Origin of the sequence: Caldisericum sp., from assembly GCF_049967455.1 — a bacterium.
Lineage (GTDB): Bacteria > Caldisericota > Caldisericia > Caldisericales > Caldisericaceae > Caldisericum > Caldisericum exile_A.
The window spans coordinates 1-23,707 of sequence record NZ_JBMFSR010000012.1; the positions used below are offsets into that span (position 1 = coordinate 1).

The following is a 23,707-nucleotide window of genomic DNA, read 5'->3' on the forward strand; positions in this document are numbered from 1 at the left end:
GTGGCTGACCACCCTCTCAGGCCAGCTACCCGTCATAGCCTTGGTGAGCCGTTACCTCACCAACTAGCTGATAGGAGATGAGCCCATCCTGAAGCGGTAGCTTGCGCCACCTTTCTTTAGAGAACCGAAGTTCTCCAACATTATCGGGTATTACCCATCCTTTCGGATGGCTATCCCCGTCTACAGGGTAGGTTACTCATCCATTACTCACCCGTTTGCCGCTAAGAAGACTCCTGTGTTGCCACAGGAAATCTTCTCCGCTCGACTTGCATGTGTAAGGCACGCCGCCAGCGTTCATCCTGAGCCAGGATCAAACTCTCCGAAAAATATTCAAAGGGCCTTACTTTCGCTGTTTAGTTTTCAAGGTACAATCCGCTGTACCAACTTGCCTATCTTTACATAGGCACACTATTATACTACTTTTTACTCTCTTGTCAAGGGGGATAACCCCAAGACATTCTACTTTTTTCAAGGTGCCTTGCTCAAGTTTTCGGTTCCTTGAGTCTCAGCGATTACAATAATACCAAAAACTATATCCTGTGTCAAGAGGGGATAGGAAGATTTTCAAAAATTCTTTCAAAATTCCAGATAGATGTGTTAAAATAACGAGTTTGCGCAATTTAAAAGACAAATATTTTCAAAATTTAGATTATTTTTGAATGAGAAACTACAATAATAAAAATTAGCCTAATTTAGATTTTGAATGATCTTTATGTAAAAATAACATTAATTTAACTATTCTTGCGTTCTAATTCTTCTTATATAATCTGATTCAACTTTTGAGAAAATACACCCACAGTAATTTTGCCTGTAAAGCCCGTAGTATTTGCTTAAAATAACGCTTGCCTTGAAGCCGTTCTTCTTTTTGAAATCAATCTCAAGAAATTTTACTCCATATATATTCTCAAGTTCATGAGCAATTTCAAAGACCCAGTCAGACCTTTTATGCGGACTGATAGTTATAGTAGTAGTAAAATAATCAAAGCCGAGGTCATGTGCAAGTTTTGCGGTTCTTTCAAGACGTTCTTTATAACAAAGATAACATCTATTTCCTCCCTCATGTTCTTTTTCAAGACCTCGAACCAAATAGAACCAACTCCTCAAAACTTCATCGTTATACTCGCCAACGATAAGAGGAAAGTTTTGGTATTCTGAAAGTTTTCTCACCTCTTCAAGTCTTTTTTCGTATTCTTCTTTTGGATGAATATTGGGATTGTAGAAAAATCCAGTTACATTGAAATGGAGACCTTTGAGTAAAAGCACAGGATACGTCGCATCAGGTGCACAACAAATATGCAAAAGCACTTTCTCAAAATTTCCTCTCGGCAAAATCTGTTTATTTTTTCTATCTTTCATATTACAATTATAATATGAATATACTTACACAGTTATTTTCTAATAATATACTTATAGCTTCTATTTTTTCTAACATCATTGCACAAGTGCTTAAGGTTATATTTACATATTTAGTTGAGAAAGAATGGGATTGGGAGATGCTCACTTCAACCGGTGGCAACCCAAGTTCCCACACAGCAACAGTAACAACATTAACAATTCTTTTGGGAGCAAAATTTGGATTTGACTCACCCTATTTTTCGATTGCATTTGTATTCTCTGCGATAGTCGTTGTCGATGCTATTTCTGTAAGAAGGGAAGTTGGAAAACACGCAAAAACAATGAATGAGATATTTTTTGAAACACCCCTTGGTAAAAGACTAAGAGAGAGCATTGATATTGAAACTTTTAAAGAGCTTGTAGGACATTCTGGAATAGAAGTCTTTATAGGCTTTCTTTTAGGACTTCTTATTGCAATTATTGATATTATATTTTTCTTTTAAATCAGGTATTAAGAGAAAGGTCAAATCTATATTGAAGTGCTTCTGCAATATGAGGAAGTCGCACAAGCTCACTTCCTTCAATGTCTGCAATGGTTCGGGCAACTTTAAGAATCTTATCAAATCCCCTTCCAGTAAGTCCAAGTCTTGTTGATGCATTTTCAAGGAAAACTTTCTCTTCATGTCCTAATTTTATAAAAGCCTTTATTGAACGTGGCGTAAGAGAGGCGTTATTTTTAATCTTCGTGTCTTTGTATCTTTCCTGTTGAATAATTCGAGCTTTAATAACCCTATCCCTTATGGATTTTGATGATTCTGATTTCGAATCATGAACAAGTTCATGAGGCAAAAGTCTTGGCACTTCAATTTGGATGTCAAATCGATCCCATATGGGACCTGATACTCTATTCCTATATCTCTTAATTTCCGAAATAGAACAAGTGCATGGATGTTCTTTATCTCCAAACCATCCACAAGGACAAGGATTCATTGCGGCAACAAGCATAAAGTTAGAGGGAAACATAACTCTTTCTTTAGCTCTTGTTATAACTACAAATCCATCTTCCATGGGTTGCCTTAGAGATTCAAGAACATCTCTTCTAAATTCTGCCAATTCATCTAAAAATAAAACTCCATTATGCGAAAGACTTACTTCTCCCGGTTTTACTGGGTTTCCACCTCCAATTATTGAGGGAAGAGTAGCAGAAGAGTGAGGAGATCTAAATGGTCTTTTATTAACAACACCACTTCCCAATAAATTAGACACACTATAAATTTTTGTAATCTCAAGTGACTCTTCCTTTGTAAGTGGCGGAAAGATTGACGGAATTCTTCTTGCAATAAGTGTCTTACCTGACCCAGGTGAACCAATCATAACTATGTTATGTCCACCTGCAACGGCAATCTCCACTGCTCTTTTTGCTTGATATTGCCCTTTTATATCCGAGAAATCCTCTTCCTCTAAAAATTCCGATTCAAGAATTTTTGTTAGATCAGTCCTCACAGGTTCAATAGATCTATCCCCGTTAATGAATTCGACAACTTCCTTTAAGTGTTTAACAAAGTAAATATCGACATCTTCAACAATGCTTATCTCACTCATTAAATCGTAAGGAGCAATTACTTTTGAACCTTTTTTAAGAGAAGAAACCATTGGCAATGCACCAACAATTTTCCGTATACTACCATCAAGCGACAGTTCTCCCAAAAAGTAAAAATCATTCATTTTATCCTGATCTTTTACAACACCTATTATCGAAAGAATCCCCACGGCAATGGGTAAATCGAAATATGTTCCATCTTTCTTAACATCGGCAGGTGCAAGATTAACAGTTATTTTCCGAATTGGAAATTCAAAACCTGCATTTTTGATGGCTGCCCTCACACGTTCCTTTGATTCTTCAACACTTTCAGTGGGCAACCCAACAATTGTAAAAGAGGGAAGTCCATTTCCTATATCAACTTCAACAAGGACTTCAACTCCATCAATACCCTTAAGCGTTGTTGTTTTAACCTTAGAGAGCATTATGGCCTCACAACATAAGTCTCATCGTCAAAGTAAAGAGAACGGTCCCAATTCACGCCATCAACAATTTTAGGCTTTGGCGAATCTACAAGTTCAACTCTAATAAATGTCGATCTATACCACGAAAATGTTGGTGGTAAAACCTTAACAGGAGCTTTTTCAACAACATAATATCCTTCATGAAGTATCCTTTCGCTAACAAGCAGATATTCATTAAAGTCCCTTAGCATATCAGTAATAACAAGATTCATATCAAGAAGATCTTTCTCAACCTCAAACCATTTCTTAAGGGAGGATTCAAAATGACTCAACCCAAAATATCCAGAAGAGCCTTTTCCTTTAAGAGAATGAACACAACGTGAAAGAAATAGTTGCATACCCTTTACAGTCTCAACAGGGTCTGTTAAAAAAGTATCAAATTTATTTATAAATTCCTCATCTAATCTGTCTGCTGCATTGTAATTATATGCTTCAATATTTAACTTATAATCTTTAGAAACCTCATTTATATAATCGACTATTCTCTTATCGATATCAACAACTACAACTCTTTTTGGCATCTTTGAAAGAGCAAAAACTATACTTGTTAAATCATCATCTCCAAGGAAAAATATCTCTTTTCCTTCAAGGTCCCCCCTTTCATAGACAAATTCAAGACGCCTTACTGAATTTTCTTCGCTTACAACTCCTTGATCAAACTCGGTTGTTTCTAAGGGGCGATTCTTAAAAATCTCCTTGAAAGTCTCAAGAATATCCTTAAAATATGATGGGTCATGAATTTTACCATGGCAATAAGGACACTTTGTATCAATATAGGGCATTGAATTATTCTTTTTTAATTCTAAAATTCCTGCTTCTGTTATCTTAATTTTGTTGCCGGAATATTCAATCAATTTTCTTTCTTTTAAATTTTCAAGAGTATCATATAAACTTTTAATATCATTATCCTGCATTATTATAAGTTCCCATATATCAAGAGGCCTTTTCCATAAGGCTCTCAAAATCTGAAGACTCATTCTATCCATAATTACCTCCTTCACAAAAATTTTCAAACCCTTACATTTTAGCACATTTGACTATTTTAGAAAAAAATTATTAGTAGTATAATTTTGCTGTGATAAAAGGAGTGGGCATAGACATAGTGAACATAAAACGGATTGAAAAAATTCTTGAAACCTATGGTGAAAGGTTTATCTTAAGAGTTTTAAGTAAAAGCGAATTAAAGGAATTAAAGAAAAAAGGCAACATCGCTGAATTTATTGCTGGACGATTTGCAGCAAAAGAAGCAATAACAAAAACTCTTGAAAATGCAATCCCCTTTAACCAAATTGAAATTACTTATAATGATTATTCAAAACCCACGGTTAAAAATTTTCCTGATATTTTTGTTTCAATTTCACATGAAAAAGAATTTGCAATTGCAATAGCGATAAGGATAGGGATATGAAAGTTGTAACAAGTGAAGAAATAAAAAAATTAGACGAACTTGCAATTAATAGCGGAATTTCTGAAGAAATCCTTATGGAAAATGCAGGTAGTGCTGTTTTTTATTTTTTAAAGTCAAAATTTGGTCTTTTAAGAAAATTTCTCATATTTGCAGGCTCTGGAAATAATGGAGGAGATGCCTTTACCGTTGCAAGATTACTTTCTTCACACAATGCCGAAGTAACTCTTTTTACCGTTTCTGATACAACAAAACTAAAGGGAAGTGCTCTGAAAAATTTCGAACTCCTTAAAAACTATCCTGTTGAAGTTCTTGAATTTACATCAATTAACAGAGTTTTGCTTTTAGCAATAAAAGAAGCAGATGTAATCATTGACGGTATTTTTGGAACAGGATTAAACCGACCAATTAACGGGAAGATAGAGGAGCTTATTGTTGAAATCAATAATTCAGGAAAACCAGTTGTTGCAATTGATATCCCATCGGGAGTCTCCGCAAACACTGGCGAAGTTTTAGGAGTTGCAATCAAAGCAAACTATACTATCACAATGGGGCTTCCTAAAAGAGGTTTCTTTGCATATCCAGGATGTGACTATGTAGGAAAAATTATCGTAAATCACATAACATACCCTCCTGAAATAACTCATTCAAAGGATATTTCCGTGGAAATAAAAATCATTGAGCCATATACGGCTCGCCCAACAGATGCGCACAAGGGAAGCCTTGGGAAGGCGCTTTTCATTGCAGGTTCATCTCACTACACGGGTGCACCTTACTTTAATGCTCTTTCGTTTCTCAAAGGTGGTGGAGGTATCTCCTACCTTGCTACAACTGAATATGTTTCAAAGATAGTATCTGAAAGATCTCCAGAAATAGTGCAAATTCCTTTGAAAGAAAACAAAAATGGAGCAATCTCAAGTGAAGACATTGGAAAAATAATCGAATTTTCCAAAAATGTCGACGTTGTTGCAATTGGTTCGGGGCTTTCAATTGATGAAGACACAGAGCAACTGGTTTTAAATGTTATTCAAAATGTTCAAAAACCACTTATTATAGACGGCGATGCAATAACCATCATTTCAAAATATAAGGAAATTCTTAAGAAAAGAACATTTGATACAGTCCTTACACCTCATATTGGCGAATTCTCAAGACTTACAGGACTTCCTGTTAACGAAATAAAAAAAGATAAGTTCTCAGCCTTATTCAAAGCAATGAAAGAAATCCAACATTTGATAGTTCTAAAAGGAGAGTATTCGCTAATTGGTTTAAATGGAAATATATACATAAATACTTCTGGAAATCCTTTGCTTGCAACGGCAGGAAGTGGAGATGTGCTTGTAGGAACAATAGCAAGTTCTATTGCACGAAAAGGAAATACCTTAGAAGGTACTATTTTAGGCACATATATTCATGGTCTTTCGGGGGATCTTTTAGCAAATGAATTTAAAGAAGGGATAACTGCTTTGGATATTTTGCAAAATATCCCAAATGCTATAAGATATTATTGGGAGCATTATAAAGAATTAGAGGGGGCATTCTATGAAAGATTATGAAATAATTGGCAGATTACAAGAAATAAAAGAGAGACTCAATTCAAGACCTTATGCCCCAATACTAAATATTCTATTTCTCACATACCACTTAATGCTAAAAAATTATGATATAGTGGAAACACATGCAGAAACACTTTCAATGGACTCTCCAACGCCGTCTACCTTTTATGAACTTTTTAGAGGAATCTCATATCTCATAAAAGGGAAGGACATTGACGCGAATATAGCTTTCAAATACGTTTTAAACATCGATCCAGAAAATCAATACGGATACCTTTTTAAGGGAATAATCAATCTCAAAGAAGGTAAAATTGCAAAAGAACTCTTTGATAAAGCAATTGTGCTTGCACCAAAATACGAAAAGGAAATAATTAAGGAGATTACAAATGCCGAGGAAAACGAAAAACTTAAAATAATTCTATCCGAAGAAAATATCTCCCGAAAAGAATTCATTAATATTCTTGAAGAGCTTGATAAGTCAGCAAAATTTGATCCAATCATCAAAACAACTCTTGCAGAAGCTTATTTAAGAGCAGGAGAATATAAAAAAGTCCCGCCCATACTAGAAAATGTATTAGTAAATTATCCAAACTATCCAAGAGCATTGTACCTTATGGGACGCATGATTGATGAATACCTTGGAAATCACGAAAAGGCAAATGATTACTTTAAAAAAATAATAGAAATAAATCCTCTTTGCAGGTTCGCCGTTGTCCCAATTGAGGAAGATAAGCTTCTAAAAATGGATGAATTAAACGAACTCAAAAATTTATACAAAATTGAAATGCCAGTTATTAAATTCTTTAAAGAAGAATTTGAAAAATTAGTTGAAAAACCACAAGTACAGGAAAAAGCTCAAAAGGAGGAACCTCAAAAAACAAAGCCTAAAGAAGCCGAAATAAATAAGAATAATGTAGACGATTCCCAAAAAGAGAAAAATCAAAGTGATATAGATGAACTATATGCTGGTATTAACCTTTTAAAAGAGAAAAAATACGAAGAGGCATTGAAGTTTTTCTTAAATAAGCTTAAAGAGTCTCAAAATAAAGAAAAATAAGAAGAAAAAAGACATACTTACATCAACCAAGCTTCCTGTTCTAAATCCAATAATATGGAATTTTCTTGAACTAATTGGATAAAAAATTGGTATTCCTTCAACTGTAATAAAGTCAAGAAATAGATGCGAAAATACTCCCACAATAAAAGGTGCTATCCCAAAATTTCCGAAGATAAAATAATATATGCAAAGAATCACAACATAAACAAAAGGCGTATGTAATATTCCTCTGTGCTTCAAATTTCTTGGTTTGTTTTTCACTACTTTTGAAAGCACACCAAATGTATCAATATCCGGAAATAGACTTCCAAAGGAAGCAAGTGTAACGTTAATAAGGCTTGTGTTGCCCTCTAAAAAAAGCGCAAAGGTTAAATGTGTAAAACCAAGCATAAAACTATTATATCAATGAAGGCATAACTGTAGAAAATGCTATAATTTATATGGAGGTGATAAAAATGATTATAAAGTACTATGGACATTCAAGCTTCCTAATTGAGACAAATGGTTTTAAAATTCTCACAGATCCATACGATCCATCAATGGGATATCCTGTAAAATTTCCAGAAGTAGACATAATAACCGTATCTCACGAGCACTTCGACCACAACGCAGTTAAGTATGTGCCAAGCTACAAGAAAGTTTTAAGAGGGGTAATAAATGAAGAAATTAACGGCATAAAATTTGAAAGTATCGAAGCCTATCACGATGAGAAAAATGGGCTTGAAAGAGGATTAATTCACCTTTTTAAGATTACTTCGGAAAACATTACCCTTATACACTTTGGTGATTTAGGAGATAAAAGGTTTAAAGAGAAACAAAAAAATTTCATAAAGGGCACAAATGTTTTCTTTATACCTGTTGGTTCAGTTTATACAATCGGACCCAATGACGCAAAGGAAATAATTAGCGAATTTAAGCCAAATATTGCAATTCCTATGCATTACCGATTAAAAGGATCAACACTAAATATTTTACCTCTTGAGGAATTTACAAAAGGAATCCACTTCAAAACCTTAAAGGAACTCAATATTAATAAAGAAAACCTTCCTCAAGGTGAGATTATTGTTCTTGAACCTCAATTTTAGAAATTCTTTTATTGTATAAATCAAACAAAAATGCAAAAATAACAAACCCTATTGAGAACCACTGATTTGGCGTAAGTCCAAAAAATCTATTTGGAATATAACGAATAAACTCAACAAGAAAAAGCATCGGAGAAAAGATATATCCAAAATAGGTAAAAAGTTTTCCATCATAAAGATTTTTATTCTTTCTTAGAATATAAATCAAAGCAAAGAAAGTAAGCCAACCACTAAGTGCATTGAGGAGTTGTGCAGGATAAAGTGGCGTATTAAGAAGATCACACTGGGATTTTGGATTTGTAAACACAAGTGAAAATGGAAAAACTTTGGGCCACCAGGATGGCACAGGAATTCCGTAGCAACAACCATTAAAGAAACATGCAAATTTACCAATACCATAACCAATTGCAACACCCAATGCGCCGCCATCAAGTACCTTTTTTAAAGAAACTTTGTAGAATTTTGCAGATATTACAATGGCGAGAAGTCCACCTAAAATCATTCCTTCAAAAGATAAGCCACCTTCCCAAAATGCAAAAATTGTAAGCGGATGTTTTAGGTATGTTGAAAGATAAGGCGACACAAACACCCAAAAAACCCTTGCGCCTAAAATCCCACCGATAAGTGCCCATATAACTACATTGAGGAAAGTATCTTCATCTATACCCCTGTCTTTCACATATCTAAGTGCTGTTAATATTCCAACAATTGCAGCAATTGCAACTATAACTCCATAAGTTCTCAATTCAAAATTTCCAATTTTTATTAGCACTGGATACATTCTAACCTCCTTTATTAATAAATATCGTCTTTTACGCTTTTTGTAGTTTTTTCTTCCTTCATTTCTTTAATAAATCCTTCATCATAGGACCTTACATTTATAGGAAGTGGTAATGGCACCGCATAGCCAAATACAAGTGCTTGCTTTTGTTCTAATGTAGACAGTATTTTTACAAGCCTTTTTGTATGTGAAGCACCTTGAAAAACAGCATTGATATCGTTTTCATCTTTCAGTTCCATTACAAGTCTTGTTCCAATTTGCGAAAGAACTTCTGGATCAATTTCGCTTGGCCTCTGATCAATAATGAAAAGAGTGACATTAAACTTTCTCATTTCCCTTGCAATTCTTCCAAAGACATTGTTTGCCTGATACTGCTTTGAGAGAAATTTGTGTGCTTCTTCAATTGCAATTACCACACGATTCTTTTGGGTATCTTCTGTTAAATTAGAAAATTCATTAAAAATTCTTCTTGTAATAATATTCGAAACAAAATAGTATGTAAGTCTATCGTCTTTATAATCACCAGAAAATTGCACAACCACGCTTACCCCATTTTTTAGGTTCTCAATTATGCTTTTTATTGAATCTCTTGAACTAGTTTCTTTAAGAAACTTCAAATTTTTCAATTTTTGGAGGTGTCTTGAAAGTGCATCAAGTGATTCTAAATTAACGGCAAGCTCGTCAGAAACTTCCTTTTTATCTTTTACATTTGGATACTCATCTAAAAGAAACTTAAGCCAATCTTTACGTCTCCTTGAAACTATTTCAAGCGTTTCTTCTGATTTTGGAGAAAATTGTAATATATCTGACACAAGCACAACATCTTCAGGCTCAACATCTTCATATGCAATTTCAATGTATGTATTTGCATCTTTACTTGATTTTGATACATCAAAAATTTTGACAGATTCTGAAAACAAACTTGCAAGAGAATCAATTTTTCCACTTTCACTTCTAATACTTCTTCCATGTTCATTATGCATATCAAAAATGAGCAAGGTAGAAATTTTATTCTTTATGAGACCTGCAAAAATTATTCTTGCAAAGAAAGATTTTCCAGATCCTGTAATACCAAAGAGTCCCGAATTTCTCATTGAGAGTTTTTCAAGATCTATGTAAAGTTTTTCTTTACTTGTAAGAGGTGTGCCTATGTAAAAAGCATTCTTCTCAGGAATAATTCTCCGAAAATCGGTCGACTTCACACTTCTTACTTTTGAAAAATGGGTTGGCAATGTTTTTACTGTGGTGCCATAAGAATTCGGATCCTTAGGTAGCGAAAGATATGGAAAAATGGAAATTTCATTATATACAAACGACGATACTGCAAGTTTTTCGATTCCATCGTCAACATCCTCATCAACTGGCGGATCAAAAAATACTTCATCTGTGGTCACCTTAAGCCTTATATCATCAACGACACACAAATAGTCCATATTTTTCCCTTCAACAACAACGAAATCTCCAATTCTTATATTTTCTGGATTCACATAGGTATTTAATTTAAATGTAAGACCTTCTCCAAAAGAGCCAGATGTAATGTACCCAATGTAATTGCTTAATTCCTTTTCCATTAACCCTTCACTCCCCTCACAATCTCCATAAGGGATGCATAATCCTTTCTAAAAGCAGTTGAAAGCTCTAATATTAGTTCTTTTAATCTTTCAGATCTTTCATCCTTATCAAACTCAGAAAGATAATTCTTTAATAGACCTATAATGGCTTTGTTTCTTTTTGGAAATCTATTTGAATCAATTCTTGCAAGTTCAAGCATTACGAAAATATTATCAAAAATTTTTTTAGTCTCCTCAAATTTTACCTCGTAAAGAAGCGCATTCATAACAGGCGACTTTGTAAAAGGAAAGTAATGCTCTTTATCAAACTCTGCAAGCGGATATATCTTAATAAGGTATCTTAGATAATCATTAACATGTGGGTATTCTTCCTGAAGTTTTTCTTCGGGTATACCGTATGACTCGTGGCTTCCACCAGGGATCATATTTATATAAAGATCATCAAGCACTAAAAATATCAGATTATTAATCTTTGTAGTTTTTAAAAGAGTCCCAACTTGAATAGTTGCCTTTTCCTTTGGTTCGGCAAGAATTTCAAGCCCGTCAATTGAAATTATTTCTGCTATATGCTTTTCTTCCATTTTTCAATATATTATATTAAAATACTTGAAAAAAATAACTTAATTTGTATTATTAAAGCAAAGGAGGTTAGGAAAATGATTTTGGATGGAAAAGAGATTGCAGTAAAATTACAAAACGAAATTAGGACTAATGTCGAGGAATTAAAGAAAAGGTTAATTAATCCGGCACTTGCAGTTGTGCAAGTTGGCGAAGAGAAGGCATCTGAAAGCTATGCAAAGAACATTAGAAAAGAAGGAGAAAACCTTGGCATTTATGTAGAGCATCATAAACTACCCACTGAAATTACGGAAGAAGAATTTCTTTATAATATTAAAAATCTTAATCTAAGAAAAGACATTCACGGAATCCTGATTGAACTTCCTTTGCCAGAGCACATAAACAAGTCAAAGGTAATAGAAACAATTGCACCAGAAAAGGATGTTGATGGTTTTCATCCCATAAACTTTGGAAAACTCTTTGAAGGAACCACTCCTTTTCAACCAGCAACTGCACAAGCAATACTTACCACCATAAAAACTGTCGTAACAATAGAGGGTAAATATGCTGTTGTGATAGGAAGAAGCAATATTGTTGGGAAACCAACTGCAGCATTACTTCTCCAAGAAAATGCAACAGTAACAATTTGTCACTCAAAAACAAGAAACCTCCAAGAAATAACAAGATTAGCAGATATTCTTGTTGTATCAGTAGGAAAAGCAAAACTAATCGATAAGAGTTATGTTAAACCTGGTGCTGTTGTAATTGATGCAGGAATCAATAAAATTGATGGAAAACTAGTTGGTGATGTGGATTTTGAGAGCGTTAAAGAAGTTGCAAGTTATATAACACCTGTCCCTGGTGGCATTGGAGTATTAACAACGCTTATGCTTTTCAGGAATACATTAAAAGCTGCAAAACTACAAAATAAAATAATTTAGGAGGTGAATTGTGCACGAAGGAGAAAGGAAACTTGAGTGGGCTTTTACACATATGAAAATTCTTCAAAAAATAAAGGATGACTTTGAGAAAAGAAAACCTTTTAAAGGAATTAATATTGCACTTTCAATTCACCTTGAAGCCAAAACTGCAAATCTTGCAAAAGTCCTTAAAATTGGTGGTGCAAATATCTATGTGTCTGGCTCAAATCCTCTTACTACACAAGACGATGTTGCGGAGGCTCTAAGAAATTTTGGAATCCCAGTTTTTGCAAGAAGAGGGGAAACTGAAAGTGAACATCTTGAAAACATCATGAAAACTCTTGATGTAAAACCACATATTGTGATTGATGACGGCGGAGATCTTGTACACCTTTTACACTACAAAAGAAAAGATCTTCTCAAAAATGTTATTGGCGCATGCGAAGAAACTACAACGGGTGTTATAAGAAACAAAGCACTTGAGAATGCAAAACTCCTCAAATTCCCAGTTATTGCAGTAAACAATGGGAAATGTAAGCACCTTTTTGATAATAGATATGGAACAGGTCAATCTACATGGGATGCCATAATGAGAACAACTAACCTAAACATAGCGGGAAAAAACGTCGTTGTTGCAGGTTATGGCTGGGTAGGAAAGGGTGTTGCAATGAGAGCTCGGGGATTAGGAGCAAAGGTAATTGTAACTGAAGTTGACCCAATAAAAGCAATTGAAGCACATATGGATGGCTTCGAAGTAATGGAAATGAAAAATGCCGCAAAAATTGGTGATATTTTTGTTACCACGACTGGTAATATAAATGTAATTGATTCAAGACATTTTGAACTTCTAAAAGATGGAGCAATTTTAACAAATGCTGGGCACTTCAATGTTGAAATAGCAATGGACGAACTTGAGAAAGAAAAAGTCTCAAAACGTGAAGTTAGACAAAACATCGAGGAATACACTCTTAAAAATGGAAGACATGTCTATGTATTAGGTGAAGGAAGGTTAGTGAACCTTGCATGTGCTGACGGACATCCAATTGAAATAATGGATTTATCCTTCGCGCTTCAAGCTCTTTCTGCAGAGTACCTCTTAACACACAAGCTTGAAAACAAAGTCTATGATGTCCCAGAAGAAATAGACACAAAGGTTGCAAACATATTCCTTGATGCTAATGGTATAAAAATTGATAAACTCACCAAAAAACAAATAGATTATCTTACAAAGCCACATTAAGAGGGATAAATGAAAAAGGAAGAAATTGAACGAATTGAATCAATTGAAAGAAAATTGTTTGAAATAGAGGAACGTCTATCGGATATTGAAAATGCAATTGAGAACATACTCGAGTTCTTCCAGAATGTGCTTTCAAGCGATCCAAATGCAACACGAAATTAGAAGGTTATTAAAAGGAGGCTTATATGTCTTTAATTGTTACCGTTTATGTGCCATCTGGAATTGTAATGGCATCTGACAGTAGACAAACTGTATCCTTGCAAAGGCAGGATATACCAAATGCAACTCCAATTCCAATTGTGAGTTCAGATTATGTCTACAAAACATTTCTCCTTTCAAAAAACAATGTAGGTATTTCTACTTTTGGAGAGACCTTCTTGGGCGGAATTCCAATGGACTTTTACATTCAAAAGTTTGAGGAAGAAATTGTTCAGCCACACGATACAGTTGAAGAAATTACAAATAAACTCCTGAATTTTTTTAGAGCTTCTTTTCCAAATGCCGATACCTCGTTCCATATTGCAGGGTATGTAAAAGAAGGAAAGAGTAGCATCCCTTATGTGTATCACATAAACATAAAAAGAAGTGAAAAATTTCGAGTAAATTACTCAAATGAAATGCGAAAAGTTGTTTATGGGGCAAGTTGGGGAGGAGAAGGAGATATTCTAAACGAAATACTTAATCCCGTTTTTATAAAAGACCCACACGGCAATTTTGTGCAGATCCCTAAAGCACCAATCCTCTGGGATGCTATGCCACTCCAAGATGCAATTGATTTTGCAGTCTATGCTATCCAAACTACAATTGATACAATGAGATTCCAAGCTCGCCCAAAAACGGTAGGCGGTCCTATTGATGTACTTCTTATAACGATGGAGGGAAGTAAATTCATACGGAGAAAAGAAATTAGGTAATGATTTTTAGGTTAATCTTTGCTTTAATATTTCTAATTCTTCTATACGGATATTTTATTGAGCGATTTTTAGTTCAAAAAACAAAGATTGCATTCAATAATTCATTTAATATAAAATTTGCTCATATTACTGATCTACACTTTTCAAGAGAAACTAAACGTGAGAGAAGAATTCTTGCAATTTTAAAAGAAGAATCTCCAGATATCATCTTTATAACAGGTGATGTAGTTAATTACAGGGAAGAATTTGTGGCTTATTTTTACCTTAAGAAGATAAAAGAATTGGGAAAACCAGTCTATTTTGTCTTTGGTAATTGGGACTACAAAATAAAAGACTTCAAAAAGCTTAAAACAGATCTAAAAAATCTTGAGATCACTGTGCTTGAAGATGAAAATACGGTTTATACAAAGAACGGCCAGAAAGTAAATATTGTTGGCGTAAATGATCCATATACAAAAAGAGCAAATCTTAAAAAGGCAGTTTCTGGCATTGATAAGTCCTTATATACCATTCTTTTGTCACATTCACCTGATATCTTTTATGAAGCAAAGGAAAAGAGCATAAATCTTGTCTTATGTGGACATACACATGGAGGACAGATTAAATTCCCATTTATTAAATTTGCGCTCTTTGTACCTTCAAGATACGGATCTCGGTTCCTTTGCGGGCTATTTAGAGAAGGGAATACTACAATGTATGTAAATAGAGGCATTGGAGAAAGCCGTTTACCTATAAGAATTTTTGCAAGACCAGAGATTCTTATCGGAACAATTTAAATATAAGTATAATAGGTTTGGAAAGGTGGTGGTATCATGAAAGAAATTAAGAAAGTTGTAATTCCAGTAGGTGGTTTTGGCACTAGACTTCTCCCAATCACAAAATCCCAACCAAAAGAGATGCTTCCCATTGTTGACAAACCTGCAGTTCAATATGTTGTTGAAGAAGCAATAAACTCTGGTATAAAGGATATCTTACTTATAACAGGAAGAGGAAAAAGGGCAATCGAAGATTATTTTGATTATGCAATTGAACTCGAACAGGAACTTGAGCAAAAAGGGAAGCATGATCTTTTAAAGATAGTAAGAGAAACAAGCGAACTTGCCTCAATTTTTTACGTAAGACAAAAGCTTGCAAGAGGCTTAGGAGATGCTGTATATCATGCAAAGGGATTTATTAATGATGAATATTTTGGCGTGCTACTTGCAGACGATATTATTGATGCTGATGTGCCCGTATTAAAGCAAATGATACAAATTCATAAAAAGTATGGTGGTAATGTTATTGCTGTAATGAAAGTCCCAATGAGCGATGTCAAGTCTTATGGAATAATTGAAGCAAAAAAGATTGAAGATCGCGTATACGAGGTTAAAGATCTTGTTGAAAAGCCCGAACCAATTGAAGCGCCATCTAATCTTGCAATTGTTGGAAGATATATACTAAATCATACAATTTTCGAAGCCCTCGAAAAAACACAACCTGGCAAAAATGGGGAAATACAATTAACTGATGCGATAAGAAAACTTCTTTTAAATGAGAGAGTTTTTGCATATGAATTTGAAGGCACACGTTACGATGTAGGTGAAAAACTGGGTCTCATAAAAGCAAATATAGCCTTTTCATTTAAAAGGGAGGAGTTAAAAGAAGAACTTAAAAATTATCTAAAAGATCTATGTAAGGAAGACTAATTCCCCAAACATAACATCAGGCGAAACATCTGTAATTTTAACATTGGCAAAAGAATTAATGGGAACATCTCCTCTAAATTCTACCTTAAGGTAATGGGGAGTAAAACCTGTTAATTTTCCGTTATTATCTTCTTCAACAAGCACTTCAACAACACGCCCCAAAAAACGTTCTTTAAATTCCTTTGCAATTGCATTTGCAAAATCCCTTGTACGCTCGCTTCTAACCGTTTTTGTAATTTCAGGTACATTTTCTTTAAAGTAAAATGCGGGTGTAAACGGCCTCTTCGAATACCTAAATACATGCACCTTTGAGAATGTAACCTCTCTTATTATTGACAACGAATTTAGAAATGCATTCTCAGTTTCAAAAGGAAAACCAACAATTATATCAGTTGAAATTGAAAAGTCAGGGTCAATTTTTCGTAATTTCTCAACAATTTTTAAATAATCTTCCCTTGTATAACCTCTATTCATCTTTTTCAAAATCTCGTTATCGCCTGATTGAAGGGATATATGCATATGAGGTGTAAGTGCATATGGTTCTTTAAACTCATCAATGAGCTCGTCACTCACATGTTTTGGATGAATTGAGGAAATTCTCAGTCTCTTTAAGCCATCTATTTTCTTTAAGTCCCTAATAAGATCAACAAGTGTAATACCTATATCTTCGCCAAATTTTCCAATCTCAGTTCCTGTAAGCACTATTTCTTTAAATCCTTTATCAACAAGCCTTTTTACTTCATTAATCACAAGATCCTTTTTCTTACTCTTTATTTCATATCCACGGACAAATGGTACAATGCAGTATGTACAAAAATTATTGCAACCTTCTTCAATCTTTACAAACGCACGCGACCTTTCAAGAAAACTCTCTATTCTTTCAACTTCTCCGTCTTTTGCTTCAATTCCCGTCTTTATAAAATCAGCAATTTTACTTTTTGCACCGCGATAAAAATAAACTCTTGAAATTCTATCTTCGTCATGGAGTTTTACATAGCAACCTGTAAGAATTATGAGAGCATTTGGATTCTTTCGTATAGCCTCGTTCAAAGCCTTTCGTGTTTCCCGTTCTGCCTTTTCTGTTACAACGCATGAATTTACAATGTAAATATCTGCCATATCCTTAAAATTGACTTCTGAGTAACCCGCACTAATTAAAGACTCTCTCATCAATTCTGACTCGTATTGATTTGTTTTACAGCCTAATGTGAAAATCGCAAAGTTCATCCTAAGATCTTTTCTGATAGTTGCTCTAATTTGTTTGCAATTTCCTCAAGGACAAAGATTCCCTTAATATAATCCATTCTTATTGGACCCAAAAGGCCCAAAGTTCCTTCAAGTTCTTTAATTGAGTATTTAACAGTAATAAGACTGTAATCCCACAATTCTGGCAGTTTGTTTTCCTCTCCTATAACAAGTTGCAACTTCTCGTCCTTCGTAACATCGTTTAGTATCCTTTCAAGTACTTCTTTTTCTTCAAGAATGTTTAATAAAAATTTGAGCCTTTCTTCAGCAATTTGAATTTGAGTGGTAAGAAGATTGGAAATTCCTCTTATAAATATCTCTTTTGTTTTCCTTTTCTCATATTCATTTTTAAGAGTCTCATAGAATTTTCCAATGATTTGTGAAAAACTTTTTCCTAATTCGTCAATGTAAAAAGCATTACTGAGGATTTCCTTTAGAGCCTGTTTAAGAGTCAAATTCTGCAATTTTCCGTTCAAGAAATTTTCAATGAGCCTCAGGTTTTCTTCTGAAAGTTGGTAGTTTCCAAGGAGTATTGCTTCAGTTGTTTGTGTTGTAGTTACAATTACGGTGAAAAGAAGATTTGTTGCTAAAAAGAAATGAATATAACGTAGTTTTTCGTCTTCAAAGCATGGAGAAACAACAAGAGAAATTTCATTTGTATATTTTGAAATGAGTTCCGAAATTTGTGAGAGTATCTCAGAAAGGTTCTTAATTTTCTCTGGCTCTGGGAATTTAATTTCCGACAATTTCAAACGCTTTCTTTCTTTTAAAGACTCTTCAACAAAGTATCTAAAGCCCTTTGTAGTTGGAATTCTTCCAGAGGAGGCATGGACCTGTGTAAGAAAACCCATTTCATCAAGTTCCGCCATATAGTTTCTTACGGTTGCAGGAGAAATAGGAAAATTAACATTCCGTGCAACCCGTTCAGAAGAGACGGGCTCGCCAGTTTCAATATATTCTTTCACAACTTCCTTCAATACTTCGGATTTTCTCTTGTCAAGTTCCATGGCAATATATATTATAACACAAATTTTGATGTAATTTGATTTTGAGTATAATTACTCTGATAGATATTAGCTTGTTGTAAGAAAGGATGGTAAACATGCTTAAAAAACTAATAGAAGAGCCTCATTCAAACGAACGAGTTTCAAACTTCAACATACTTTTAAAGGACTTAAAGGCATTTGTTTCGGTTCCTTTTTCTATCTCTTGGTATAGGAGTTCAGAATCCAAAAAGGTTTTTCCACTTCTCTTACAGGAACTTCAAGACCTTAATCCCGATAGAATTAGACTAAAAAAGTTTTTGCCAGGATACAATCCTTTCTTCAAACACTTAGATTATCTTCAATACTACCTATACGAAGAAAATGGAAAACCAGTTGGAAGAATTGCTTCTATTATCGATAGAAACTACAAAGAAAAGAAATACCAAGGACGGATTGGTATAATTGGCCTCTTTGAAGCAGAAACAAAAGAAATTGGATTTAAACTTCTCGATGAAGCGATAAAAGACCTTAAAAATGAAGGCTGCACAAAAATCATTGGCCCTATGAGATTTAATGCATCAGGAGAAGCAGGACTTCTTATAAATGGATTTGAACATACACCGATGCCAATGGAACCATACAATCCACCATACTATAAAGAAGTTTTTGATGAATATGGAGAAAAAGAAAATGATTGGTATTCCTTCCTAATAGACGAAGAGAGGGCTTCAAAATACATGGAAAGAGTAACGGCAGTTCTCAATAATAGTCTTAATATTGAAGAAAAGCTCAGAAAAGAAGGTATAGTAATAAGAGATGCGAACCTAAAAGATTATGCAAACGAGATAGAAAAGATAAGAAAAATTTACAATGCTGCCTGGGATACAATAGAACATCCACAATTTGAAAAATTTAGCGATGAAGAATTCAACTATATCGCAGCATCGCTCAAACAAATTGCAATACCTGAACTCATATATATCGTAGAAGAAAACGGAAATGCAATTGGCGTATCAGTTACGATTCCAAACATAAACGAAGTCATAAAAGAAATTGATGACAAACTTTTCAAAAAATTCTATCCACACAGAAGTTCTTTTTCTTTAGCAGATACATACAGAGACATAATTATTTTTAGGGAAATAATGAGGCGTCTTAAAAACAAAAAATTCATGAGTGCAAGAATTTTTATCTTGGGACTTCTCAAAAAGCGAACTGGCCTCGATGCACTCCTCTATAAGAGGACATTTGATGTTGGAAGAAGTCTTGGAATGAAGTATGCATCAGCCTCACAAATTGCCGATACGAATGTAGATATGACAAATCCACTTATGAAAATGGGAACTATTGGCTTCACTTGGAGAGTATACAATATTAAATATTAACTCTTCTTGAATAAAAGGCTTAAAAGGAAAATTACTGAAATTACAAAAATAATCGCAGGACCTGTTGGAAGATTTAAAATGTACGAAGCACCAATTCCAAGAATGCTTCCTGCAATTCCAAAAATTACAGAATAAATAAAAGTTTCTCTCATATTTCTTGATATATTAAGAGCTGTCGCCGGTGGAATAACAACAAGTGCAGAAACAAGAATTATACCAACAATTTTTGTGGAGATTAAAACTATAAGAGAAAGTATCGCCATAAAAATGTAGTCAATGAGAATCACATTGTATCCTCTTATTTTCGCCAAATCGATATCCACCGAAATAAGAATAAATCTCTTCATAAGAATCGCAGTTATTATTATCACTGGAATTGAAATTGCAATTATGAGGTATATATCAAACTTTGATGTTGAAAGAATATCTCCAAAAAGATAACTCATTAAATCTGGTTTATAACCTTTTACAAAAGATACAAGAATTAGCCCAATACTCATTGAAAAAGGAAGAAGGATTCCTATTATTGTGTCTGAAAAAAGCTGGGATTTTTCGACAAAATATGAAACACCAACCCCGGTTAAAAGTCCCACGCCAATTGCTCCAACAAATGGATTTGTATTTGTAAGGTACGCAAGTGCAACACCTGCAAGAGAAGCATGCGATACTGCATGTGCAAAGAAAGACATCTTTCGTAAAACCACAAACACTCCAATTAATGCACACAAAAAACTTGTTAAAACCCCTGCAATAAGACTTCTAATGATTATTGGATTCATGGTCTTTGTAAAACTCGCACGGCCCTCCTTCCTTACAAATCTTATGCTTGTAAGTTGAAACATCCTCTCCAAAAATACCTGCAAAGTTTTCCTCAAGAAATACATCTTCAGGATTACCAAAGCACACAAGCCTTTTATTTATGCAAATAGCAACATCAGCCATTTTAGTTATATTATAAACATCGTGCGACACAAGGAGGATCGTAACATTATAAGTTTCTTTTGTATATTTCAAAAACTCATAAAAGGCACGCTCTCCAATTTTATCAACACCAGAGAAGGGTTCGTCAAAAAGCATGAGTTTAGGTTTAGATAAAAGTGCTCTTACAATTAAGACTCTCTGAAGTTCGCCGCCAGAAAGAGAAGAAATTTTTTTAGATAGAAGGCGATTAACATCGCCTACCGTTGCAAATTCTGAAATTGAATCTTTTAAGTTTCTTCCGTAAGGTGGGAAAGATATCTCAAGAAACTCATAAACAGTTAAAGGCAAGCTCTTTGTTCCTTCAAAACGTTGCGGCACATAGGCAATTTTAAATCTATCTTCTTTGGTTAATTCTTCTCTTCTTTTTTGAAATATTTTTACAGTTCCTTCATAAGGTATAAGCCCTAAGATTGCTTTAAGAAGAGTAGTTTTACCCGCTCCATTTGGACCTAAAATAACTGCAAATTGTCCCTCATCAACTTTAAATGAAATATCTCGAAGAGCAAAGCTATCATTAAATTTTACATTTAAATTTTGAACTTCAAGAATTGTATTTTCCATCATTTTAGCGCATCATAGATGGTATTTACATTGTACTCAATAAGATCAGTATAAGTCTTTATCTTCACTCCATCCCCAATGGGATCCAAACTTAAAACTTTTACATGGGTATCCTCAACGATTGACTTATAAATATCAGAGGAGAGCTGTGGCTCTTTAAAAACCACTTTAACATTGTATTTCTTGATTAGATTTTCTATTTCGATAATCTGTTTTGGAGTAGGTAGTTTATTTGGATCTGGTTCAATTGACGCAAGGATATTAATTCCAAAATATTCTGCAAAATATGGAAATGCATCGTGGAAGGTTATTACATTTCTATTTGGCAAATTGACCAACTTCTGTCTAAGTTCGGATGCTTTATTAAGTATCGCCTTTTTGTAATTTTCGTAATTCTTTTCATAAACATCCTTATGTATTGGATCAAGTTCGACAAGTGTATTTTTAATAACTTCACTTTGGATTACAAAATATTCAGGATTGAGCCAAAGATGGGGATTGCCGTTATGTAACTCAACAACATTTTTAAGTGGTTCTGAAACATTGACAACCCTTGCAGTAAGAGATGAAATTACTGACTTTAAAAATTCTTCAAGTCCAAAGTTGTTTTCAAAAATTACTGATACATTTTCAAGATTTTGTAAATCCTGTGGAGTAAGAACATAAGTATGTGGAGAGCTTCCAGGTAGTACAATCACAAACACATCTACAAGATCTCCCCCAATCGACTTAACCGCATCATAAAAAGGGTAAATCGTAACTGCAACCTTCAATTTCGAACTCTCAGTTTTACTTCTGCAACCCGTAAATAAAGTCCCCAAAAACAAAACAACAAGAATTAAAATAAAGACCTTTTTCAAACTCATATAAATCACCCTGTATATTATAGCACGGAATTAAAGAAAGATTAAAAAACCTTAAACTAAAGTTATAGTTTATTTTGCATTTTTATTAAATAACAATTTATAATCACCATGGGGTACTTGCTTATTTCTCTATTTTTTACTATCTCTTCAATAACCTCTTTAAATTCAACAGGAGTATGGCTATATTTTTCGTAGAAATCACAATCGATAAAATACAACGTGAACCTCGGGCATTTTTTAGGGTTTATAAAACTCTCAACGGATACATTGAATAAAATACCCTCAATATTACAAATAACTAAATATTTAGAAAACTCCTGTAATTTCTTTTACAGCTTTCTCTATTCTTCGAAGACCTTCTTCAAGGATTACTCTGGGAGTTGCAAAGTTAAGACGTGCAAAACCTTTACCCGATTCACCAAAAATATAGCCATCATCGAGGCCAACTTTTGCCTTTTTTCTTAAGAATTCACTTAATTCATGTTCATCTAAACCAAGTTCTCTAAAATCAAGCCATGCAAGATAAGTACCTTCAGGTCTTATGACTTTTACATTTGGAATTCTTTTTTTAACAAAATCCATTAAAAAATTTATGTTTTCTTCAAGATACTCAAGAAGTTGTGAAAGCCATTCATCGCCATAGCGAAATGCAGCTTCCATTGCAACAAGCCCAAAGGCATTTGGTGTTGAGAGAATTCGCCCTTTTGCCTCAATGAATCGTGCTCTTATTCTTTCATTAGGAATTATAATAACGGACGTTTCAAGACCTGCAAGGTTAAAAGTTTTACTTGCCGACATACAAGTAATAGAGTTCTCTTGAAACTCTTTAGAAATTGTTGCAAATGGAATATGTTTATGCCCTTTATAAACTATCTCACAATGAATCTCATCAGAAATCATAACTGCACCATGTCTTAAAACGATTTCTCCAATTTTTTCAAGCTCTTTTCTATTAAAAACTCTTCCAACAGGATTATGGGGATTAGACATAATCATTGCCCTAACCCTTGCAGGTGTTGGAGTAAGACCAGGTTTAGGTAAGAATTTTTTCTCAAGATCTTCAAAATCAATTTCATAATGACCATTTACAAGTTTTAAATCAGAACTCACAACATGCGCACCGTTATCTCTAATTGCATGGAAAAACGGATAATACACAGGTTCTTGAACAAGAACGCTATCTCCAGGTGATGCAAATGTTTTAACAGCTGTGTAAAGAGCAGGAACAACCCCGGGTGTAAAAACAAGCCATTCAGGCTTTACATCCCAATTATATTTTCTTTTTAACCTATCTATAGTAGCCTCAACAAGCGAATCTGGAACAACCGTGTATCCGTAAATTTCATGTTCTGCACGTTTACGAATTGCATCTGTGATCGGCTTTGCAATTTTAAAATCCATATCAGCAACCCACATAGGAAGCACATCGCTATCTTGAAATATGAGTTTTACACCATCCCACTTGTAGGAAGCAGTACCAATCCTATTAACAACTTCATCAAAGTTATATTTCAT

25 protein-coding genes and 1 rRNA gene are annotated in these 23,707 nt (G+C 34.1%); 12 read left to right on the forward strand and 14 right to left on the reverse strand.

The genetic code is table 11. From position 1 onward, the window contains the following. Both ACP5SP_RS04250 and ACP5SP_RS04255 read right to left on the reverse strand, forming a co-directional pair. Nucleotides 1-326 (reverse strand): 16S ribosomal RNA (locus ACP5SP_RS04250); the annotation flags it as partial. A 409-nt stretch (nt 327-735) separates the two neighbouring features. After that, entirely contained in the window at nt 736-1,356 is a 621-nt protein-coding gene (locus ACP5SP_RS04255) for an epoxyqueuosine reductase QueH (RefSeq protein ID WP_424586642.1), read from the reverse strand. A gap of 14 nt (nt 1,357-1,370) precedes the next feature. On the opposite strand from ACP5SP_RS04255, the gene ACP5SP_RS04260 reads away from it, so the two are divergent. Next, nucleotides 1,371-1,838 carry a divergent PAP2 family protein gene (locus ACP5SP_RS04260; RefSeq protein ID WP_424596729.1) on the forward strand — a complete coding sequence of 156 codons (468 nt, stop codon included), beginning with the start codon at nt 1,371-1,373 and terminating at the stop codon, nt 1,836-1,838. 1 nt (nt 1,839) lies between these two features. Here the strand turns inward: ACP5SP_RS04260 and ACP5SP_RS04265 are convergent, their stop codons facing one another. Together ACP5SP_RS04265 and ACP5SP_RS04270 are read right to left on the reverse strand one after the other, a co-directional pair. After that, a complete protein-coding gene (locus tag ACP5SP_RS04265; RefSeq protein ID WP_428076075.1) occupies nt 1,840-3,360 on the reverse strand; it encodes a YifB family Mg chelatase-like AAA ATPase in 1,521 nt (506 codons plus the stop codon). After that, nucleotides 3,360-4,385, reverse strand: a complete 1,026-nt coding sequence (locus ACP5SP_RS04270; RefSeq protein WP_416084361.1) for a bis-aminopropyl spermidine synthase family protein — start codon at nt 4,383-4,385, stop codon at nt 3,360-3,362. The genes ACP5SP_RS04265 and ACP5SP_RS04270 overlap by 1 nt, the downstream gene beginning before the upstream one ends. Nucleotides 4,386-4,474: 89 nt before the next feature. Here ACP5SP_RS04270 and acpS point away from each other — a divergent pair, with 89 nt between their 5' ends. The 3 genes from acpS to ACP5SP_RS04285 are packed head-to-tail and all read left to right on the forward strand — an operon-like array spanning nt 4,475 to nt 7,417. Then, nucleotides 4,475-4,807, forward strand: coding sequence for a holo-ACP synthase (acpS, locus tag ACP5SP_RS04275; protein WP_416084360.1), 333 nt, complete (start codon nt 4,475-4,477; stop codon nt 4,805-4,807). Continuing rightward, a complete protein-coding gene (locus ACP5SP_RS04280) occupies nt 4,804-6,360 on the forward strand; it encodes an NAD(P)H-hydrate dehydratase (RefSeq protein ID WP_428076076.1) in 1,557 nt (518 codons plus the stop codon). The genes acpS and ACP5SP_RS04280 overlap by 4 nt, the downstream gene beginning before the upstream one ends. After that, complete coding sequence (locus ACP5SP_RS04285) at nt 6,347-7,417, forward strand: tetratricopeptide repeat protein (RefSeq protein ID WP_428076077.1); 1,071 nt, start codon at nt 6,347-6,349, stop codon at nt 7,415-7,417. The genes ACP5SP_RS04280 and ACP5SP_RS04285 overlap by 14 nt, the downstream gene beginning before the upstream one ends. Here ACP5SP_RS04285 and ACP5SP_RS04290 read toward each other — a convergent pair. Continuing rightward, nucleotides 7,379-7,807, reverse strand: coding sequence for a metal-dependent hydrolase (locus tag ACP5SP_RS04290; protein WP_416084357.1), 429 nt, complete (start codon nt 7,805-7,807; stop codon nt 7,379-7,381). The genes ACP5SP_RS04285 and ACP5SP_RS04290 overlap by 39 nt on opposite strands. Before the next feature lie 65 nt (nt 7,808-7,872). Here ACP5SP_RS04290 and ACP5SP_RS04295 point away from each other — a divergent pair, with 65 nt between their 5' ends. Further along, the gene (locus ACP5SP_RS04295; protein WP_424586646.1) at nt 7,873-8,502 is read left to right on the forward strand and encodes an MBL fold metallo-hydrolase; all 630 of its coding nucleotides are present in this window, start codon (nt 7,873-7,875) and stop codon (nt 8,500-8,502) included. Here ACP5SP_RS04295 and lgt read toward each other — a convergent pair. The 3 genes from lgt to ACP5SP_RS04310 are packed head-to-tail and all read right to left on the reverse strand — an operon-like array spanning nt 8,477 to nt 11,432. Then, the gene (lgt, locus tag ACP5SP_RS04300) at nt 8,477-9,280 is read right to left on the reverse strand and encodes a prolipoprotein diacylglyceryl transferase (RefSeq protein WP_416084355.1); all 804 of its coding nucleotides are present in this window, start codon (nt 9,278-9,280) and stop codon (nt 8,477-8,479) included. The genes ACP5SP_RS04295 and lgt overlap by 26 nt on opposite strands. Nucleotides 9,281-9,294: 14 nt before the next feature. Beyond that, nucleotides 9,295-10,851 (reverse strand): ATP-binding protein, encoded by a 1,557-nt coding sequence (locus ACP5SP_RS04305; protein ID WP_428076078.1) that lies wholly within the window; start codon nt 10,849-10,851, stop codon nt 9,295-9,297. Beyond that, complete coding sequence (locus tag ACP5SP_RS04310; RefSeq protein WP_424586648.1) at nt 10,851-11,432, reverse strand: hypothetical protein; 582 nt, start codon at nt 11,430-11,432, stop codon at nt 10,851-10,853. Before ACP5SP_RS04310 ends, ACP5SP_RS04305 begins: the two co-directional genes overlap by 1 nt. A 75-nt stretch (nt 11,433-11,507) precedes the next feature. On the opposite strand from ACP5SP_RS04310, the gene ACP5SP_RS04315 reads away from it, so the two are divergent. The 6 genes from ACP5SP_RS04315 to galU are packed head-to-tail and all read left to right on the forward strand — an operon-like array spanning nt 11,508 to nt 16,168. Continuing rightward, nucleotides 11,508-12,350, forward strand: a complete 843-nt coding sequence (locus ACP5SP_RS04315) for a bifunctional 5,10-methylenetetrahydrofolate dehydrogenase/5,10-methenyltetrahydrofolate cyclohydrolase (RefSeq protein ID WP_416084352.1) — start codon at nt 11,508-11,510, stop codon at nt 12,348-12,350. A gap of 10 nt (nt 12,351-12,360) precedes the next feature. Further along, nucleotides 12,361-13,569 carry an adenosylhomocysteinase gene (locus ACP5SP_RS04320; RefSeq protein ID WP_424586649.1) on the forward strand — a complete coding sequence of 403 codons (1,209 nt, stop codon included), beginning with the start codon at nt 12,361-12,363 and terminating at the stop codon, nt 13,567-13,569. A gap of 9 nt (nt 13,570-13,578) precedes the next feature. Beyond that, the gene (locus ACP5SP_RS04325) at nt 13,579-13,731 is read left to right on the forward strand and encodes a hypothetical protein (RefSeq protein ID WP_416084350.1); all 153 of its coding nucleotides are present in this window, start codon (nt 13,579-13,581) and stop codon (nt 13,729-13,731) included. 23 nt (nt 13,732-13,754) lie between these two features. Beyond that, nucleotides 13,755-14,483, forward strand: a complete 729-nt coding sequence (locus tag ACP5SP_RS04330; RefSeq protein ID WP_428066596.1) for a hypothetical protein — start codon at nt 13,755-13,757, stop codon at nt 14,481-14,483. Further along, complete coding sequence (locus ACP5SP_RS04335; protein ID WP_424586651.1) at nt 14,483-15,259, forward strand: metallophosphoesterase; 777 nt, start codon at nt 14,483-14,485, stop codon at nt 15,257-15,259. The genes ACP5SP_RS04330 and ACP5SP_RS04335 overlap by 1 nt, the downstream gene beginning before the upstream one ends. 36 nt (nt 15,260-15,295) lie before the next feature. Then, the gene (galU, locus tag ACP5SP_RS04340; RefSeq protein WP_424586652.1) at nt 15,296-16,168 is read left to right on the forward strand and encodes a UTP--glucose-1-phosphate uridylyltransferase GalU; all 873 of its coding nucleotides are present in this window, start codon (nt 15,296-15,298) and stop codon (nt 16,166-16,168) included. Here galU and mtaB read toward each other — a convergent pair. Continuing rightward, nucleotides 16,151-17,395, reverse strand: coding sequence for a tRNA (N(6)-L-threonylcarbamoyladenosine(37)-C(2))-methylthiotransferase MtaB (gene mtaB / locus ACP5SP_RS04345; protein WP_416084346.1), 1,245 nt, complete (start codon nt 17,393-17,395; stop codon nt 16,151-16,153). The genes galU and mtaB overlap by 18 nt on opposite strands. Continuing rightward, nucleotides 17,392-18,420 (reverse strand): heat-inducible transcriptional repressor HrcA, encoded by a 1,029-nt coding sequence (gene hrcA / locus ACP5SP_RS04350; protein WP_424586925.1) that lies wholly within the window; start codon nt 18,418-18,420, stop codon nt 17,392-17,394. The genes mtaB and hrcA overlap by 4 nt, the downstream gene beginning before the upstream one ends. 95 nt (nt 18,421-18,515) lie before the next feature. Here hrcA and ACP5SP_RS04355 point away from each other — a divergent pair, with 95 nt between their 5' ends. Continuing rightward, on the forward strand, nt 18,516-19,784 hold the full coding sequence (locus ACP5SP_RS04355; RefSeq protein WP_424586926.1) for a hypothetical protein: 1,269 nt from the start codon (nt 18,516-18,518) through the stop codon (nt 19,782-19,784). On the opposite strand, the gene ACP5SP_RS04360 is transcribed toward ACP5SP_RS04355, so the two are convergent. From ACP5SP_RS04360 to ACP5SP_RS04375, 4 genes are all read right to left on the reverse strand, one after another. After that, nucleotides 19,781-20,563: a metal ABC transporter permease gene (locus tag ACP5SP_RS04360; protein ID WP_424586927.1), complete on the reverse strand. Its 783-nt coding sequence runs from the start codon at nt 20,561-20,563 to the stop codon at nt 19,781-19,783. The two genes, ACP5SP_RS04355 and ACP5SP_RS04360, sit on opposite strands and share 4 nt — an antisense overlap. Then, the gene (locus tag ACP5SP_RS04365) at nt 20,544-21,326 is read right to left on the reverse strand and encodes a metal ABC transporter ATP-binding protein (protein WP_428066590.1); all 783 of its coding nucleotides are present in this window, start codon (nt 21,324-21,326) and stop codon (nt 20,544-20,546) included. Before ACP5SP_RS04365 ends, ACP5SP_RS04360 begins: the two co-directional genes overlap by 20 nt. After that, nucleotides 21,326-22,192 carry a metal ABC transporter substrate-binding protein gene (locus ACP5SP_RS04370; protein WP_424596717.1) on the reverse strand — a complete coding sequence of 289 codons (867 nt, stop codon included), beginning with the start codon at nt 22,190-22,192 and terminating at the stop codon, nt 21,326-21,328. The genes ACP5SP_RS04365 and ACP5SP_RS04370 overlap by 1 nt, the downstream gene beginning before the upstream one ends. A 306-nt stretch (nt 22,193-22,498) precedes the next feature. Beyond that, complete coding sequence (locus tag ACP5SP_RS04375; protein WP_424586930.1) at nt 22,499-23,707, reverse strand: MalY/PatB family protein; 1,209 nt, start codon at nt 23,705-23,707, stop codon at nt 22,499-22,501.

Bases quoted from the DNA above. Each gene is read 5' to 3' on its own strand.
- ACP5SP_RS04255 (WP_424586642.1), bottom strand. From the start codon at position 1,356: ATGAAAGATAGAAAAAATAAACAGATTTTGCCGAGAGGAAATTTTGAG.
- ACP5SP_RS04260 (WP_424596729.1), top strand. From the start codon at position 1,371: ATGAATATACTTACACAGTTATTTTCTAATAATATACTTATAGCTTCT.
- ACP5SP_RS04265 (WP_428076075.1), bottom strand. From the start codon at position 3,360: ATGCTCTCTAAGGTTAAAACAACAACGCTTAAGGGTATTGATGGAGTT.
- ACP5SP_RS04270 (WP_416084361.1), bottom strand. From the start codon at position 4,385: ATGGATAGAATGAGTCTTCAGATTTTGAGAGCCTTATGGAAAAGGCCT.
- ACP5SP_RS04280 (WP_428076076.1), top strand. From the start codon at position 4,804: ATGAAAGTTGTAACAAGTGAAGAAATAAAAAAATTAGACGAACTTGCA.
- ACP5SP_RS04285 (WP_428076077.1), top strand. From the start codon at position 6,347: ATGAAAGATTATGAAATAATTGGCAGATTACAAGAAATAAAAGAGAGA.
- ACP5SP_RS04290 (WP_416084357.1), bottom strand. From the start codon at position 7,807: ATGCTTGGTTTTACACATTTAACCTTTGCGCTTTTTTTAGAGGGCAAC.
- ACP5SP_RS04295 (WP_424586646.1), top strand. From the start codon at position 7,873: ATGATTATAAAGTACTATGGACATTCAAGCTTCCTAATTGAGACAAAT.
- lgt (WP_416084355.1), bottom strand. From the start codon at position 9,280: ATGTATCCAGTGCTAATAAAAATTGGAAATTTTGAATTGAGAACTTAT.
- ACP5SP_RS04305 (WP_428076078.1), bottom strand. From the start codon at position 10,851: ATGGAAAAGGAATTAAGCAATTACATTGGGTACATTACATCTGGCTCT.
- ACP5SP_RS04310 (WP_424586648.1), bottom strand. From the start codon at position 11,432: ATGGAAGAAAAGCATATAGCAGAAATAATTTCAATTGACGGGCTTGAA.
- ACP5SP_RS04315 (WP_416084352.1), top strand. From the start codon at position 11,508: ATGATTTTGGATGGAAAAGAGATTGCAGTAAAATTACAAAACGAAATT.
- ACP5SP_RS04325 (WP_416084350.1), top strand. From the start codon at position 13,579: ATGAAAAAGGAAGAAATTGAACGAATTGAATCAATTGAAAGAAAATTG.
- ACP5SP_RS04330 (WP_428066596.1), top strand. From the start codon at position 13,755: ATGTCTTTAATTGTTACCGTTTATGTGCCATCTGGAATTGTAATGGCA.
- ACP5SP_RS04335 (WP_424586651.1), top strand. From the start codon at position 14,483: ATGATTTTTAGGTTAATCTTTGCTTTAATATTTCTAATTCTTCTATAC.
- galU (WP_424586652.1), top strand. From the start codon at position 15,296: ATGAAAGAAATTAAGAAAGTTGTAATTCCAGTAGGTGGTTTTGGCACT.
- mtaB (WP_416084346.1), bottom strand. From the start codon at position 17,395: ATGAACTTTGCGATTTTCACATTAGGCTGTAAAACAAATCAATACGAG.
- hrcA (WP_424586925.1), bottom strand. From the start codon at position 18,420: ATGGAACTTGACAAGAGAAAATCCGAAGTATTGAAGGAAGTTGTGAAA.
- ACP5SP_RS04355 (WP_424586926.1), top strand. From the start codon at position 18,516: ATGCTTAAAAAACTAATAGAAGAGCCTCATTCAAACGAACGAGTTTCA.
- ACP5SP_RS04360 (WP_424586927.1), bottom strand. From the start codon at position 20,563: ATGAATCCAATAATCATTAGAAGTCTTATTGCAGGGGTTTTAACAAGT.
- ACP5SP_RS04365 (WP_428066590.1), bottom strand. From the start codon at position 21,326: ATGGAAAATACAATTCTTGAAGTTCAAAATTTAAATGTAAAATTTAAT.
- ACP5SP_RS04370 (WP_424596717.1), bottom strand. From the start codon at position 22,192: ATGAGTTTGAAAAAGGTCTTTATTTTAATTCTTGTTGTTTTGTTTTTG.
- ACP5SP_RS04375 (WP_424586930.1), bottom strand. From the start codon at position 23,707: ATGAAATATAACTTTGATGAAGTTGTTAATAGGATTGGTACTGCTTCC.